The sequence below is a fragment of the Stenotrophomonas sp. UBA7606 genome (assembly GCF_002477705.1).
Taxonomy (GTDB): Bacteria; Pseudomonadota; Gammaproteobacteria; order Xanthomonadales; family Xanthomonadaceae; genus Stenotrophomonas.
The window spans coordinates 1-15,229 of the sequence record NZ_DLJW01000091.1 but is presented as its reverse complement, the minus strand read 5'-3'; the positions used below and the strand labels follow the sequence as shown (position 1 = coordinate 15,229).

The 15,229-nt window shown below is 65.8% G+C and carries 16 protein-coding genes and 1 pseudogene; 7 read left to right on the top strand and 10 right to left on the bottom strand.

The window, feature by feature from the left end:
- Window positions 1–113: 113 nt before the first annotated feature.
- Window positions 114–848 (top strand): CoA transferase subunit A, encoded by a 735-nt coding sequence (locus B2527_RS11455; protein ID WP_293712290.1) that lies wholly within the window; start codon window positions 114–116, stop codon window positions 846–848.
- A gap of 1 nt (window position 849) precedes the next feature.
- Entirely contained in the window at window positions 850–1,479 is a 630-nt protein-coding gene (locus B2527_RS11450; RefSeq protein ID WP_293712287.1) for a CoA transferase subunit B, read from the top strand.
- Window positions 1,480–1,521: 42 nt separating this feature from the next.
- Here B2527_RS11450 and B2527_RS11445 read toward each other — a convergent pair whose 3' ends face one another.
- Window positions 1,522–2,823, bottom strand: a complete 1,302-nt coding sequence (locus B2527_RS11445; protein ID WP_293712285.1) for a glycosyltransferase — start codon at window positions 2,821–2,823, stop codon at window positions 1,522–1,524.
- A 66-nt stretch (window positions 2,824–2,889) separates the two neighbouring features.
- On the opposite strand from B2527_RS11445, the gene B2527_RS11440 reads away from it, so the two are divergent.
- A complete protein-coding gene (locus B2527_RS11440) occupies window positions 2,890–3,516 on the top strand; it encodes an alpha-ketoglutarate-dependent dioxygenase AlkB family protein (protein WP_293712282.1) in 627 nt (208 codons plus the stop codon).
- On the opposite strand, the gene B2527_RS11435 is transcribed toward B2527_RS11440, so the two are convergent.
- From B2527_RS11435 to B2527_RS11420, 4 genes are all read right to left on the bottom strand, one after another.
- Window positions 3,464–4,117, bottom strand: a complete 654-nt coding sequence (locus tag B2527_RS11435) for an ABC-type transport auxiliary lipoprotein family protein (RefSeq protein WP_293712279.1) — start codon at window positions 4,115–4,117, stop codon at window positions 3,464–3,466. The genes B2527_RS11440 and B2527_RS11435 overlap by 53 nt on opposite strands.
- Window positions 4,114–5,040 (bottom strand): MlaD family protein, encoded by a 927-nt coding sequence (locus tag B2527_RS11430; RefSeq protein WP_293712276.1) that lies wholly within the window; start codon window positions 5,038–5,040, stop codon window positions 4,114–4,116. Before B2527_RS11430 ends, B2527_RS11435 begins: the two co-directional genes overlap by 4 nt.
- A gap of 104 nt (window positions 5,041–5,144) precedes the next feature.
- Window positions 5,145–5,966, bottom strand: coding sequence for an ABC transporter ATP-binding protein (locus tag B2527_RS11425; protein ID WP_293712272.1), 822 nt, complete (start codon window positions 5,964–5,966; stop codon window positions 5,145–5,147).
- Between the two features lie 16 nt (window positions 5,967–5,982).
- The gene (locus B2527_RS11420) at window positions 5,983–7,104 is read right to left on the bottom strand and encodes an ABC transporter permease (RefSeq protein ID WP_293712271.1); all 1,122 of its coding nucleotides are present in this window, start codon (window positions 7,102–7,104) and stop codon (window positions 5,983–5,985) included.
- Between the two features lie 72 nt (window positions 7,105–7,176).
- On the opposite strand from B2527_RS11420, the gene B2527_RS11415 reads away from it, so the two are divergent.
- Window positions 7,177–8,457, top strand: a complete 1,281-nt coding sequence (locus B2527_RS11415; RefSeq protein WP_293712270.1) for a threonine/serine ThrE exporter family protein — start codon at window positions 7,177–7,179, stop codon at window positions 8,455–8,457.
- An 89-nt stretch (window positions 8,458–8,546) separates the two neighbouring features.
- Here B2527_RS11415 and B2527_RS11410 read toward each other — a convergent pair.
- The 3 genes and pseudogenes from B2527_RS11410 to B2527_RS11400 all read right to left on the bottom strand — a co-directional run.
- Window positions 8,547–8,912 (bottom strand): annotated as a pseudogene (locus B2527_RS11410) (H-NS family nucleoid-associated regulatory protein); the annotation flags it as partial.
- A 161-nt stretch (window positions 8,913–9,073) separates the two neighbouring features.
- Window positions 9,074–10,768, bottom strand: coding sequence for a proline--tRNA ligase (locus B2527_RS11405; protein WP_293712268.1), 1,695 nt, complete (start codon window positions 10,766–10,768; stop codon window positions 9,074–9,076).
- Between the two features lie 124 nt (window positions 10,769–10,892).
- Window positions 10,893–11,282, bottom strand: coding sequence for a DUF4124 domain-containing protein (locus B2527_RS11400; protein ID WP_293712265.1), 390 nt, complete (start codon window positions 11,280–11,282; stop codon window positions 10,893–10,895).
- Window positions 11,283–11,365: 83 nt separating this feature from the next.
- Here B2527_RS11400 and pssA point away from each other — a divergent pair, with 83 nt between their 5' ends.
- From pssA to rimI, 3 genes are read left to right on the top strand one after another with little or no spacing between them, the layout of a single operon-like run.
- Entirely contained in the window at window positions 11,366–12,148 is a 783-nt protein-coding gene (gene pssA, locus B2527_RS11395; RefSeq protein ID WP_293712262.1) for a CDP-diacylglycerol--serine O-phosphatidyltransferase, read from the top strand.
- The gene (locus B2527_RS11390) at window positions 12,145–12,615 is read left to right on the top strand and encodes an alanine acetyltransferase (protein WP_293712259.1); all 471 of its coding nucleotides are present in this window, start codon (window positions 12,145–12,147) and stop codon (window positions 12,613–12,615) included. Before pssA ends, B2527_RS11390 begins: the two co-directional genes overlap by 4 nt.
- Window positions 12,612–13,097: a ribosomal protein S18-alanine N-acetyltransferase gene (gene rimI / locus B2527_RS11385; RefSeq protein WP_293712256.1), complete on the top strand. Its 486-nt coding sequence runs from the start codon at window positions 12,612–12,614 to the stop codon at window positions 13,095–13,097. Before B2527_RS11390 ends, rimI begins: the two co-directional genes overlap by 4 nt.
- 15 nt (window positions 13,098–13,112) lie before the next feature.
- On the opposite strand, the gene B2527_RS11380 is transcribed toward rimI, so the two are convergent.
- On the bottom strand, window positions 13,113–13,937 hold the full coding sequence (locus tag B2527_RS11380) for a DMT family transporter (RefSeq protein WP_293712253.1): 825 nt from the start codon (window positions 13,935–13,937) through the stop codon (window positions 13,113–13,115).
- 377 nt (window positions 13,938–14,314) lie between these two features.
- Window positions 14,315–15,229, bottom strand: a 915-nt coding sequence (locus tag B2527_RS11375; protein ID WP_293712250.1) for a class I tRNA ligase family protein, incomplete at its 5' end; no start/stop codon positions are given.

The following is a 15,229-nucleotide window of genomic DNA, read 5'->3' as shown; positions in this document are numbered from 1 at the left end:
GTTTAGTCGCCCCGGCGTTCGTTGGCTGTCCGCAGGCTGGACGAAGGTCCAAGGTGGGCGCGAGGCCGGTATGGCTAGAATGCAGGCATCTTTACCACTGTGGGTGTGATGCAATGAGCGATCCCTCAACTCCCGCCGGGCGCCGTGGCAAGGTCTTTGCCAGCGCGGCCCAGGCCCTGGACGGCATTGTTGCCGACGGCCAGACCCTGGCCGTGGGTGGCTTCGGCCTGTGTGGCATCCCCGAGGCCCTGATCGCCGCGCTGCGTGACAGCGGGGTCAAGGGCCTGACTGCGATTTCCAACAACGCCGGCGTCGATGGCTTCGGCCTGGGCCAGTTGCTGGAAACCCGCCAGATCAAGAAGATGATTTCGTCCTACGTGGGCGAGAACAAGGAGTTCGAACGGCAATACCTGGCCGGCGAACTGGAGCTGGAATTCAATCCCCAGGGCACCCTGGCCGAGCGCCTGCGTGCCGGCGGCGCCGGCATTCCGGCCTTCTTCACCGCCACCGGCTACGGCACCATCGTTGCCGAAGGCAAGGAAACCCGCGAGATCGACGGCAAGCACTATGTGCTGGAAACCGCGCTCAAGGCCGACGTGTCACTGGTCAAGGCCTGGAAGGCCGACGAAGCCGGCAACCTGCTGTTCCGCAAGACTGCGCGCAACTTCAACCCGGCCTGCGCGATGGCCGGCAAGGTCTGCGTGGTGGAAGTGGAGGAGATCGTGCCGGTGGGCGCCATCGATCCGGACCAGGTACACCTGCCGGGCATCTACGTCGATCGCATCGTATTGAACGCAACGCCGGAGAAGCGCATCGAACAGCGCACCGTGCGTCAGGAGGGGAACTGAGATGGCCTGGACCCGTGACGAAATGGCGAAGCGCGCCGCGCGCGAGCTGAGCGATGGTGCCTATGTGAACCTGGGCATCGGCCTGCCGACCCTGGTGGCCAACCACATCCCCGAAGGCGTGGACGTGTGGCTGCAGTCCGAGAACGGCCTGCTCGGCATCGGTCCGTTCCCGACCGAAGCGGAAGTGGACGCCGACCTGATCAATGCCGGCAAGCAGACCGTTACCGCGCGTGCCGGTGCCAGCTACTTCGGCAGCCATGATTCGTTCGCGATGATCCGTGGCGGCCACATCAACCTGGCCATCCTTGGCGCGATGCAGGTCACCGACAAGGGCGACCTGGCCAACTGGATGGTGCCGGGCAAGATGGTCAAGGGCATGGGCGGCGCGATGGACCTGGTGGCCGGCGTGCAGCGCGTGGTGGTGCTGATGGAACACACCGCCAAGAATGGCGAGCACAAGATCCTGGCCGACTGCAGCCTGCCGCTGACCGGCGTGGGCGTGGTCGACCGCATCATCACCGACCTGGCGGTGTTCGACATCAGCGCCGATGGACTGGTGCTGGTGGAGGCTGCACCGGGCGTCAGCGATGACGAGTTGAAGGAAAAGACCGGCGTGCCGTTCCGGCGCTGAGCCGGAAAGCGAGACGATTGGCGGTAACGGCCGTCAATCGTCTCAAGGCGCCGGCAACAGGGCCTGCAGGGTGTCGCGCGCCAGTGCCGAGGAGAAGTGCTCGGCGATGTTCTGGTAGCCGTTGCTGGACAGCTGTTGCCAAAGCGCGGCGTCCTGGTAGAGGCGTGCGGTCTGCGCAGCGAAATCGGCCGCACTGTCGGCGATCAGTGCGTTGTGCCCATGTTGCAGGAACATGCCTTCGGCAGCGATGGTGGTGGCCACCACCGGCAGGCCGTGGCTCATTGCCTGGTTGATCTTGCCCTTGACCCCCGCGCCGCTGCGCAGTGGTGCCAGGTTGATGCGGCTGGCCTGCAGGAAGGGTTCGATCGCAGGCACGTGGCCGTGCACGATCACGTCGCTGGCGCGCAGGCGTGCGGCGTCTTCGGCACGGATGTCGCCGACCAGGTGCAGCACCACGCCCGGCAGCAAGGGACGCAGCAGCGGCATGATGTCGTGGCACAGCCAGTCCACCGCCTCCCGGTTGGGATGGTGCTGGTAGCCGCCGACAAACAGCAGCCCCTCGGTCTGGGTGAAATCGCGATGCGCGGCGACCACATCGTGGATGTTGGACAGCACCGACAACGGCGCCTGCATCCCATTGGCCTGCAGGTACTCCAGCTCGGCCTGGCTGACCACGGTGGTGGCATCGGTACTGGCCATCAAGGCCAGCTCTTCCATGCGAACGCGCTGTGCTTCGTGCTGCAGCCGTGGATCGCCCTGCAATTCGGCTGCGCGCTGCAGGCGCACGTGGTGCAGATCGACGGTATCGAAGATGACGCGTGCCGAGGTGAAGGCACGCAACAGGGGCAGGTGGCGCCGGGCGACATGATGGCGGCACAGCATCACTGCATCCAGCTGTGCACCCTGGGCCTGCAACCAGCGGTCCAGACGCGGCTGGCCGGGCGTGCCCACCAGCTCGATGCCCAGCGCGGCCAGCAGCGGTGCCGATTCCGCCGGCAGTTGGCCATTGTCGGGCATGAACGTTACCGACCAGCCCAGCTCGCGGCACAGGCGCAACAGGGCCAGCGCACGTACCGAGCCGGAGTCATGGCTGGGGGTAGGGGCGGCAGCATCGACGAACAGCAGGCGGCGCTTGCCGTCTGCAGCCGGCAACGTGGGGATGATCGCTTGTGTCGGCGTCATGGCAGTTGCCCCCGTCACCGGTTGCAGGCGGCGGCGGATGACCTGCAGCGTGCCGCCCATGCCGCGGTTGAGCAGGCTTTTCAGCAGCCCCACGGCCAGTGCGCTGGTGCGCGACAGGCGCCAGCGGTACAGGGCGAGTTGGCGTTGCGGGAATGAGGTCATGGCACTATCGAAAGGGAGCATGCACGGTGCAGTGGCCGTGCGGCGGTTGATTCTGAGGGTAGTGGCATGAACGAGCAAACCCGCTTCGATTTCGCCGACGCGTTGCCTGCGGAGGTAGTTCACCTGCCGGGTTGGCTGGCTGTATCGCAGGCCGATGCACTGCTGCACGCCTTGCGCGAGGAGGTCTGCTGGCAGGTGCACCGCATCCGCATGTTCGGGCGCTGGGTCGATTCGCCCCGGCTGAGCTGCTGGATGGGTGATGCCGACGCGCATTACCGCTATTCCGGTGCGGATTTCACGCCGCATCCCTGGCTGGCCGCACTGCAGCCAGTACGCGCGCGCCTGCAGCAGACCTGCGCGGCGCAGTTCAACAGCGTGCTGCTGAACCGTTATCGCAACGGCGGCGACAGCATGGGCTGGCACCGGGATGACGAGCCTGAACTTGGCCAGCAGCCGGTGATCGCCTCATTGAGCTTGGGCGCGTCGCGGCGCTTCCTGCTGCGGCGCGTTGACGCGCATGTGCAGCGTCACGCCTGCCAACTGGGCCACGGTGATCTGTTGGTGATGCGCGGGCACTGCCAGCGCGACTACCAGCATGCCTTGCCGAAGATGGCCAAGGTGACGGCCGAGCGCATCAACCTCACCTTCCGCCAGGTGTACGCGCCAGCTGCTGGGCGTCGGCCTGGCCGCTGAGCAGGGTCCAGCCGATCAGCTCGGTACTGGCTTTCTGCAGAGCGCTCTCAAAGGCCTTGGCGACATCGCCGGTTGCGGTGGAACCGGCGGCTTCAACGGTAACGAAGGTGCGCGATGCCACCACGCGCTGGTCGATGCTGTGGATCAGCTTGGCATTGAGCTCGATGGTCGCCGCCGGCAGCGTGGTGCCGCGGTAATCGGACTCGAAGCGGCGCAGGTCGATGGTCAGCTTGTAATCGGAGCGGATGCCGGTGGCGATGCGGGCAACGCCGGCGATGCGGCCGGAATCCTCGAAGCCGCGCAGCAGGGTGTCTTCCAGCATATCGGTGGCCGGCTGTGACCAGGTGGCGCCGCGGTAGACCTCCAGCTCGCCGGGGGTGGGCCGCACGTTGATGCGCGGGCTGTCCACCAGGCGCGCGGCGCTGGGCTTGGCGATGGCCAGCTGCCAGCTGACCTGCGGCCAGGCCGGATCGGCCTGGATGCGTACCTGCGGCGCATAGATGGTGGTGGACTGGCGATCACCGCCGGCCAGTACCGAGCAGCCAGCCACGGCCAGCAGGCAGGCGGGAGCAAGCAGTTTGAGCAGGGGCAGGCGCTTCATTTCGGTTCGAACTCCTTCGGGGCGTCGCGGCCAAGCAGGTAGCGCGCCGGGTTGTTCTCCAGCCGGTCGCTGACCCGGCGCAGGTCGCGGATCAGGCCGCGCAGTTCAGTCAGGGTAGGGCCCAACTGGGCCAGGCCATCATTGGCAAAACTGTTTATGGCCGCGCGGTTCTCACCCAGGATGGCATCGGCATTGCCGGCGGCCGAATCCAGCTTGCTGAGGCTGGTATCCAGCTTGTCGAGGGTGGCCGGCAGCTGGCGCAGCACGTTCTGGTCCAGGTGCTGGATGGCACCGTTGGCGGTGCCAAGGGTGGTGTTGAGATTGCGGGCAGCATCACGGGCTTCCACCAGCAGCGCCTGCGTGCCTTGATCGCGGTCGGCCAGGCCGCCACTGATGGCTTCCAGGTGGGTGAGCGTGCTGGAGATCTTGTTGACGTTCTCGTCGCTGAGCAGTTCGTCCATGCGCTCGACCACGCGGTTGGCCACGTCGGTGATGTTCTGCAGCGCCGACGGCGTGGTGGCGATGGTGGGAACGGCTTCCTTGCTTACTGCGGTCAGCGCGGCCGCCTGCGGTGTGCCACCACTGAGCTGGATGATGGACGGCCCGGTCAGGCTGGTGATGGCCAGCTTGGCGCGGGTATCGGTCTTGACCGGGGTGGTGGAGTTCAGCCGCAGCTTGGCTACCACCTTGCGCGGGTCATCCGGGGCAAGGGTCAGCTCGGTGATCGAGCCCACCGCGATGCCGTTGTACTGCACTGGGCTGCCCACCGTCAGGCCGGTGACGGCTTCGTTGAACACCACCCGATATTCCTGCCAGGTGCGGTCGGAGGAGTACTTGGCCGCCCACAGCCCGAAGGCCAGCAGCGCCACGCCGACGATCAGGGTGAAAGCACCGATCAGGACGTAGTTGGCTTTGGTTTCCATGGCTCAGCAGCCCATATCTGAAAGGGAAAAATAGGGATCACCGCCGCGCCCAATCTGCGCGGTGGCGGTGCAACCCGGGGTGAAAGCAGGGTGGCGGATGGCCGTCATGGTGTGCCCTCAAGCGCCTGTCGCTCGCCACGCGCGGCCCGTGCCCGCGGGCCGTGGAAGTATTCCTGGATCCACGGGTGGTCCATCTGTTCGATTTCCGCCAGCGGGGCATTGGCAATGACCTTCTGGTCCGCCAGCACCGCAACCCGGTCGCAGATGGCGTAAAGCGTGTCCAGATCGTGGGTGATCAGGAACACGGTCAGGCCCAGCGCCTGCTGCAGGGTCTTGATCAGATGGTCGAAAGCCGCCGCACCGATCGGGTCCAGGCCGGCGGTGGGCTCGTCCAGGAACAGCAGCGGCGGGTCCAGTGCCAGTGCCCGTGCCAGGCCGGCACGCTTGCGCATGCCGCCGGACAGCTGTGAGGGCAGCTTGTTGATGGCGTCGGCGGGCAGGCCGGCCAGCTTCACCTTCAACAGCGCCAGCTCGTAGTGCCAGCGTTCGTTCAGCTCCGGATGGTGCTCCTTGAGCGGCACCTGCACGTTCTCGCCGACGGTCAGCGACGAAAACAGCGCACCGTCCTGGAACAGCACGCCGGTGTTGCGCTCGATGCGCAGACGGTCGGCCGGGTCCTCCGAGCGGGCATCAACGCCCAGTACCTCGATCTGGCCCACATTGGGCGTGCGCAGGCCGAGGATGGAGCGCATCAGCACCGACTTGCCGGTGCCCGAGCCGCCGACCACGCCCAGGATCTCGCCGCGGCGCACGTCCAGGTCCAGGTCGTCATGCACGGTCTGGCTGCCAAAACGATTGACCAGGCCGCGAACGCGGATGGCAAATTCGGCACCGTCATTCCCGTCGGCGTTGGAGCGGATGGCCATCATCATAGTCGTTGCCTCACCAGCCCATGTGCATGAACCACAACGCGGCAAACGCGTCGAGGATGATGACCAGCGAAATGGTCTGCACCACACTGGAGGTGGTGCGCTCGCCCACCGACTGCGCGGTGCCTTCCACCTTCAGCCCTTCCAGGCAACCGATCAGGCCGATGATCAGGGCGAACACCGGGGCCTTGGCCAGGCCGACCAGGAAGTGCCGCACCTCCATGGTGTCGTGCATGCGCGCCAGGTACATCTGCGGCGGGATATCCAGATCGAAAGCGCCGACGGTGACGCCGCCGGCCAGGCCGGCCAACATGGCGATGAAGGTCAGCAGCGGCAACATCACCAACAATGCCAGGACCCGCGGCAGCACCAGCAGGTCGATCGGGTCCAGGCCCAGGGTCTGGATCGCGTCGATCTCTTCGCGCGCCTTCATCGCGCCGATCTGCGCGGTGAAGGCACTGGCGGTACGTCCGGCCAGCACGATGGCGGTCAGCAGCACCGCGAACTCGCGCAGGAAGGCGATGGTGACCAGCTCCACCACATAGATCTCGGCGCCAAAGTCGCGCAGGATGGTGGAGCCGAGGAAGGCGATCACCGCGCCCACCAGATAGGACAGCAGGGCCACCAGCGGTACGGCGTTGAGGCCTACCTCTTCCATCTGGTTGACGGTGGCGGTCAGGCGGAAGCGGCGCGGCTGGCGTACCAGGCGCGCCATCTTGGCCAGGTTCTCGCCCAGGAAGTTGACCAGCACCTTGATGTTGCGGCCGATGGCCTGCACCGAACGGCCAAGGCGTTCCAGCGCCGCCAGAAAACCGAAATCGCGCTGCGGCCTGGGGCGCTCGTCGGCCACTTCGTCAATGGTGCAGACCAGGGCCTGGTGCTCCTGCCGGAACAGCAGCGCATCCTCACCCAGCCCGGCCTTGCGTGCGTAACGCAGCAGCAGCAATACGCCAGCCGAATCGAGCTGGTCGATGCCACGCGCATCAATGGCGGTCAGGGTGCCCGCGTGCGCGTCCAATGCCTCCATCGAGCGCAACGCAGTGGCCAGTGTCCAGCTGCCGGAGAGCCTGAGTTGGCCATCGGCACCCGGATCCAGCACGCAGTCGGGTTGGGTGGGGGAGGTCGTTGTAGGCATTCGGTTGAAGAATAACCCGACAAGTGTCCAGCCCGGATGAGTATTCACCGGCTTCAGGTGATACTAATGCCCATGTCCGCAGAAACCATCGCCCCGGCCGCTCCTGCGCCAGCCCCCAACCGGGCAACCTACGCACAGCGCGTGGCCTTCGTTTCCGAGATGGCCGGGCGTCTGCACCGTTATGGCACCACCGCGCAGCGGCTTGAGGCTGCCGTAGTGGCCTTGTCGCAGCGGCTGGATCTGGATTGCGAGCCCTGGTCCAACCCTACCGGGCTGATCCTCAGTTTCAGTGACCCCACCCGTGCCATCGGCTCCAGTGACATCACCCGCGTGATCCGCCTGGGCCCCGGCGATACCAACCTGCATAAACTGGCCATGGCCGACCAGATCGCCGATGCGGTTGCCGCCGGCGAGATGTCCATCGCCCAGGGCCATACCGCGTTGCGCGAGCTGGACAAGGATCCTGGCCTGCGCGGCAAGATCGAACTGCTGGCGTCCTTCAGCCTCGGCTCGGCGGGTGTGGCGGGCCTGTGGCGGCTGCCCTGGCTGGATATCGCCACGGCAGGTGTCACCGGGCTGCTGATCGGCCTGATGCTGTTCTACACCGACCGTCGCGTGGCCACCCGCGAAGCCAGCGAGGCGCTGGCCGCGTTGCTGGCCGGTTTTGTCGCGGTGCTGGTGGCCAGCTTCATCGGGCCGTTGAATCTCAACAGCACCATCATCGCCTCGCTGGTGGTGCTGTTGCCGGGTATGGCGCTGACCAACTCGGTCAATGAACTGGCCAGCCAGCACTGGGTATCGGGCACCGCGCGCTTTGCCGGCGCCTTGACCACCATCATGAAGTTGACGGTGGGGGCGATGATCGCCGTCACCATTGCCCACTACCTTGGCCTGGAGCCGGTGATCAAGGCGTCGCGGCCACAGTCCAACTGGGTGGAGTGGGGCTCGGTGCTGGTAGCCTCGTTTGCCTTCGCCATGTTGTTCCGCGCCAGCAAGCGCGATTACCCCTGGGTCATGGCAGCCTCGGTGGCCGGCTATGCGATCTCCCGCTATGGCGGGCAACTGTGGGGTGCGCCGGCCGGTATTTTCCTGGCGGCAATGGTATTGACCGCGGCCGGCAACCTGTTTGGACGGGTGGCGCATCGCCCCGGGGCCATCGTGCGCCTGCCGGGCATCATCATGCTGGTGCCTGGCAGCACCAGCCTGCGTGGCGTGCTGAGCCTGATCCAGCAGCAGAATGTAAATGCCGGTGAATCGGCACTGCTGACCGTGGTGAATGTGGTGATGGCGCTGGTGGCGGGGCTGCTGTTCGGCAACCTGTTGATCCCGGCGCGCAAGAACCAGAATCTGTAAGCCGGATTGTGCCGGGGTGGTTTGTGCGGCTCAGATTGAAAACGCCGGCTTGCGCCGGCGTTTTCAATTGCACTGATCGGTAATTACTTGATCAGGAATTCTTCGACCTTGCGGCCGGCCTTGGTGTATTCGGCCAGCCAGCGCGGCTGCTTGCCACGGCCGGTCCAGGTTTCCTCGGCATTGGCCGGGTTGCGGTACTTGGGGGCAACCTTGGGCAGCTTGCGGCCGGTCTTGCCGGTGCTCTTGGCTGCCTTGGCGGCGCGCGGGGCCTTGGCGGCAGCGGCGGTGCCGAACAGTTCCTCGATGGTGTAGCCGGCCTTCTTGGCTGCGGCGGCTACCTGGGCGCGGGCCTTGGCGATGGGTTGGCGCTTGGCAACCACGGTCTTGCGCTTCTGTGCATCGCGGATAAGGGTGGCCAGTTCTTTGGCCGACAGGCCCGACAGATCAATACTCATCGAATAACTACTCCGGATAATGGGAAAGAAGAAAGCGCCATTCCGTGGCAGCGCGGGGAAGCATAACGGCGCCGACCGGGGAATGACAAATGAATAATCCATTACACGTTATCGGAAAATGAAAAGGCCGGGGGTGTGTCCCGGCCTTTTGAGGTATTTCCTTAGCCGATAATCCGCTGGAATACCGATGCCTGGTCGAGGTTTTCGGCCTCGCTGGCGTTGCGTGCGCGGTACTCGAAAGTACCCGCGGCCAGGCCGCGCTCGGAAACCACGATGCGGTGCGGGATGCCGATCAGTTCCATGTCGGCAAACATCGCGCCCGGGCGCAGGCCGCGATCATCCAGGGCGGCATCCACGCCCGCAGCCAGCAGGTCGGCCAGCAGGGCCTCGGCCGCTGCGGTGACGTTGGCGTCCTGCTTGGGGTTGATCATGCAGACCACGGCCTGCCACGGCGCCATGGCCACCGGCCAGATAATGCCGGCATCGTCGTTGTTCTGCTCGATGGCAGCAGCGACGATGCGCGATACACCGATGCCGTAGCAGCCCATGGCCATCACCGCGGCCTTGCCGTTCTCGTCCAGTACGGTGGCCTTCAACGCCTCGGCATACTTGCGGCCCAGCTGGAATACATGACCGACTTCGATACCGCGGGTAATCTTCAGCTCGCCGCCATCACGGGCACGGTCACCAGCCTTGACGTTGCGGATGTCAGCCACTTCCGGCTCGGCCAGGTCGCGGCCCCAGTTGACGCCGGCAATATGTTGCCCCTTTTCATTGGCACCGACGACAAAATCGGCCATGGCCGCCACTTCGCGGTCGGCTACCACGCGGATGGGCTTGCGCGGATTCAACGGCCCCAGGAAACCCGGCTCGCTGCCAAGATAATCGGCAATCTCGGCCTCGCTGGCCATGCGGTAATCGGCCAGGCCGGCCACCTTGGCCAGTTTGATTTCATTGACTTCATGGTCGCCACGCACCAGCGCCAGCACGAATTCACCTTCGTTGGTCATTACCGCGATCGATTTGACCGTGCGCAGCAGGGCGATGCCCATCAATGCGGCCACTTCCTCGCAGGTCTTCTGGGTTGGCGTGTCGACCTTGCGCAGTTCTTCGCTGGCGGCGGCGCGCGCTGCCGGGTCGGCGGCGATCGCGGCTTCCACGTTGGCCGCGTAATCCGAGCCGGTGGAGAACACCAGTGCGTCCTCACCGGAATCGGCGATGACGTGGAACTCCTGCGAGGCATCACCGCCGATGGCACCGGAGTCGGCCTGCACCGCGCGGAACTCCAGGCCCAGGCGGGTGAAGATGCGGCTGTAGGCGGCCTTCATGTTTTCGTATTCAGCCACCAGGCTGGCGTCGTCCAGATGGAAGGAATAGGCGTCCTTCATCAGAAACTCGCGGGCGCGCATCACCCCGAAACGCGGGCGGATTTCATCGCGGAACTTGGTCTGTACCTGGTAGAAGTTGACCGGCAACTGCTTGTAGCTGGACAGCTCCTGGCGGGCGAAATCGGTAATGGCTTCTTCCGCGGTGGGGCTGTAGCAGTATTCCTGCTCCTTGCGGTCCTTGATTTTCAGCAGCTGGCCGCCGAATTTCTCCCAGCGCCCGGTTTCCTCCCACAGCTCCTTGGGCTGGATGGTCGGCAACTGCAGTTCCACCGCGCCAGCGCGGTTCATTTCCTCGCGCACGATGGTTTCCACCTTGCGCAGCACCCGCAGGCCCAGCGGCGACCAGGTATACAGGCCCGATGCCAGCTTGCGGATCATGCCCGCGCGCAGCATCAGCCGGTGGCTGACCAGTTCGGCGTCGGCGGGGGTTTCCTTGGTGGTATGCAGGTGGAAGCGGGAAAGACGCATGGCAGGGGGCTTCGCAAAACGGACGATCGCCTATTTTGCCAGCCTTCCCGCCTGACGGGGCGGTCAGGCCGGAAACGGTGGCATACCGTGTCGCTCCCCGGCCGCTGCCATGGAGCTACTCAGCTCAGTTTTTGGCGGCGTCCTTGCAGTAAACCGCGGCCATCGACTCGGCCAGCTGCCTCTGCGCAGCCCGCTGGCTGTCGTCCAGCTGCGTATCCGGCTTGCCGTCGCCATCGGTATCGTGCATGACCGGGCCACTGCCATTGAGCAGCTGCAGGTTCTGGCGGGCGGCCAGGCAGCGGGCGTCTTCGCTGGCCGCGCCCGGGGTAGCGACGGGCTCGGGGATGGACGCACCGCTGGAGGTCACCCGGCGGGTTTCGTACTTCTGGCCGGTCGGCGGGCGCTCGGAATACTGGGTGACACCGTTGGCGTCGGTCCACTTGTACAGGTTGCCGGCACTGGCGGTAGCGCTGGCGAGCAGCAGCAGGCAGCAGAGGCGGGACTGGGCGCGCATGGCAACTCCGGGGACGGTCAAAGATTCAGGGGCCGATTGCAGCACCCGGTGACGTGGCTGGCAAGTCGATTAAACTGGGCGGTATGGACGAAATGAGACCCCCACCGCGTTCGCGCAGCATCTACCTGCTCCCGAACCTGTTCACCACCGCCGGCCTGTTTGCCGGCTTCTACGCGATCATTGCCGCGTCCAATGGCGATTTCGTCAATGCCAGCATCGCCGTCTTCGTGGCGGCGGTGATGGATGGACTGGATGGCCGGGTGGCGCGCCTGACCGGCACCAGCAGCGAGTTCGGCGTGCAGTACGACTCGCTGGCCGACCTGGTCAGCTTCGGCATGGCGCCGGCGCTGGTCATGTACCACTGGGCGCTGTCCTCGCTGAAGTTCGATGGCGAGGTGCTGGGCCGGGTGGGCTGGTCGGTGGCATTCCTGTATGCCGCCTGCGCCGCATTGCGGTTGGCCCGCTTCAACACCCAGGTCGGTACCGTCGACAAGCGCTGGTTCGTCGGCCTGGCCAGCCCGGCGGCGGCCGGGTTGATGATGTCCTTCGTCTGGGCCTTCGCCGATGGCAGCCTGGGCTGGAACGGTGAAGAACTGCGTTACGTGGCGTTGGCGGTCACCCTGGTGGCGGGCCTGCTGATGGTCAGCCGAATCCGTTTCTGGAGCTTCAAGGGGGGCGCCGAGAAGGGGCCACGTTCCGAGCGCGTACCGTTCGTGGTGCTGGCGTTGGTGCCGATCATCATCGCCATCCTGGTGGTGGATCTGCCGCGCACCCTGTTCGTGGTGGGTGTGGTCTACGCCTTGTCCGGCCCGGTGATGTGGCTGCTGCAACGGTGGCGGCAGCCGCCGGCAGGCAAGGTGGAATGACCGTGGTGGCGTCGGCACCGCTGTGGTCCCCGCAGCAGCAGGCGTTGCTGCAGGCGATGGGCTATACGGTCTATCTCGAAGGCGGGGCGCTGGACGCTCCGGCTGCCGAGGTCAATGCCCCCGAGCGGGCGCCGGCTGCCATCGAAATCGAAGTGGCTGCCCCGTCGCGGTCGGCGCCTGCGCCTGTACGGCGCGAACCCAACGCGCGCGCGCCGCAGACGCCGGATACCGCGCCGCTGCCGGCGCCTGCATTCACCGCCCCGGCGGCTGCACGCCGCAGCGGCGGCCTGGGCCTGCCTGACCGGCTGCAGATCGCCCTGTTACGGGCTTCTGGCTGCAACCCCAACGACCCACAGACCCGCGTGCTGATGGACAGCTGGCCCTTGGCCGAGTTGCGCGCCAATCCGGCCGCCAAGCGTGCGCTGTGGCCGCAGTTGCGTGCGCTGCGGCGGAAGATGCGTCAATGAGTGCGGCTGGGCCCAGCCTGCGCCCGATGTTCGTGGACGATCTGGACGCAGTGATGGAAATCGAGCTGCGCGCCTATCCGTTCCCATGGACGCGCGGCATCTTCCAGGACTGCCTGCAGGCCGGCTACCCCGGTCGGGTGCTGGAGCAGGCCGATGGCCTGGTGGGCTATGGCATGTTGAGCCTGGCTGCCGACGAAGCACACGTACTGAATGTCTGTGTCGATCCGCTGTGCCAGTCGCGCGGCCATGGCCGCCGCCTGCTGCGCGAGCTGGTGCGGGTGGCGCGCCAGCGCGGCGCGCAGCGGGTGTTCCTGGAGGTGCGGCCTTCCAATACCTCGGCCATCGCCCTGTATCACAGCGAGGGTTTCAACGAGATTGGCCGGCGTCCCCGTTATTATCCGACCGACACCGGCCGCGAAGATGCATTGGTGATGGCGATGGAACTGGTGGCCGACGACATCAGCGTGATGCCGCCGCTGTAAGCGGCGCTGGCGGCGTCAGGCCAGCCGCAACAGCATCACCCCGGCGACGATCAGGCCAGCGGCAAGCAGGCGCCGGCGGCTGACCTGCTCTTTCAGCAGCAGCGCCGAGATCAGCAGGGCGAACAGGATCGAGGTTTCGCGCAGCGCGGCGATCACCGCCACCGGTGCCAGTGTCATTGCCCACAGGGCGATTGCATAGGACGCGGTGGTGCCGACGCCGCCGACCAGGCCGCGTTGCCAGTTGCCGTGCAGGTAGTGGCGCAGTTGTTGGCGGCGGGCAAACAGCGCCCACAGTGGCAGTGGCAGGCCGGACAGCAGGAACAGCCACAGCGTATAGCTGAGCGCATTGCCGGACAGGCGTGCGCCCTGTGCATCGACCAGGGTGTAGGTGGCGATGACCACGGCAATGGCCAGCGGCAAGCGGAGCTTGCCCGGCCTGCTGCTGCCGGCCATGCACAGGATGCCGCCACTGATCAGGGCGATGCCGGCCCAGGCACTGGCAGACAGGTGTTCGTCGAACAAGCAGGTGCCGGCGACGGCAACCAGCAGCGGTGCGCAGCCGCGCATCAGCGGGTAGGACAGGCTCATGTCGGCGTACTGGTAAGCACGTGCGACCAGCAGGTAGTAGCCGGTCTGCAGCAGCGCCGAGGCGGCCAGCCAGGGCCAGCTGTCCGTTGCCGGCGTTGGCAGCCAGGGCAGGGCGATGGCCGAGAGCACCGCGGCCCAGCCGGTAACCAGGAGGGTGGTCAGCAGCTTGTCGCCGCCCAGTTTGACGATGGCGTTCCAACTGGCATGGAGCAGGGCGGCGAACAGGACGGCGCAGAAGATGCCCAGGGACATGGCGGGTGATGGCTTGGGTGTTGGGGGAGGGTAGCTGGGATTGGGGGAGCAAAAAGGCAAAAGGCAAAAGCCCCCTCATCCGCCCGGTCGGGCACCTTCTCCCGCAGGCGGGAGAAGGGAATGCAATGCACCATGCACTTCTGCGGTGTCACTGAGCAATCGGCTTTACGTGCTTTGGCTTTAGCTCGAGCGTGATCGCGCGACGTACCCATCACAGCGCAAAAATCGTTGCTGTCCCTTCTCCCGCTTGCGGGAGAAGGTGCCCGACCGGGCGGATGAGGGCGCTCTTCGCTCTGGGCAGGGTGCTTGCCAGCACCCAACACGCACAAAAGAAAACGCCGCCCGAAGGCGGCGTTTCTCAAGACAAACAACAGGTCTTACAGCTTCGCGCGCTGTTCCTGCAGGCCGGCCAGCTGGCTGTTCCAGTCGAGCAGGCGCACGCGCTCCTGTTCGACCACCGCTGCCGGCACCTTGTCGGTGAACTTGGACAGCTTGGTCTCGCTCTTTTCCTTCTCGGCGGACACGCGGGCGATTTCCTTGTCCAGGCGCGCACGCTCGGCATCCAGATCGACCAGGCCTTCCAACGGCACCAGCAGCTTGAGCTCACCGACAATCGCGGCCGCGGCCGGCGGCGTCACTGCATCACCGGCCAACCAATCAATGCTTTCCAGCTTGAGCAGGAAGCGCAGCTGCGAGGCGAAGCGTTCGACACGTGCACGATCCGCCGCCTGGCCGCCCTGCAGCAACAGGCGCACCTGCTTGGACGGCGGCACGTTCAACTCGCTGCGCACGCGGCGCAGGGCGCTGACCATGGTCTTGAACCACTCCACGTCGGCTTCGGCCTGCGCGTAGTCGCCGGCAAATTCCTCTGCAGTCGGATAGCTGCGCAGCGACAGCGAGTCGGCTGCAATGCCAAGACGCGGTGCCACCTGCTGCCACAGCTGCTCGGTGACGAACGGGGTCAGCGGGTGCAGCAGGCGCAGCACCGCTTCCAGCACATACAGCAGGGTGTGGCGGGTGCTGGCCGCATCGGCGGCGTTGTCGCCGTTGAGCGCCGGCTTGGTCAGCTCCAGGAACCAATCGCAGAACTCGTTCCAGACAAATTCGTACAAGGCCTGCGACAGCAGGTCGAAGCGGTAGTCGGCGAAGTGCTGCTGCGCTTCGGCGGCGACCTTGGCCAGGCGCGCCAGGATCCACTTCTCGGCATCGGTGCTTGCAGCCGGCACACCCTCACCCCCAGCCCCTCTCCCGGTGGGAGAGGGGAGCACGAAGCCCTCGGTGTTCATCAGGGT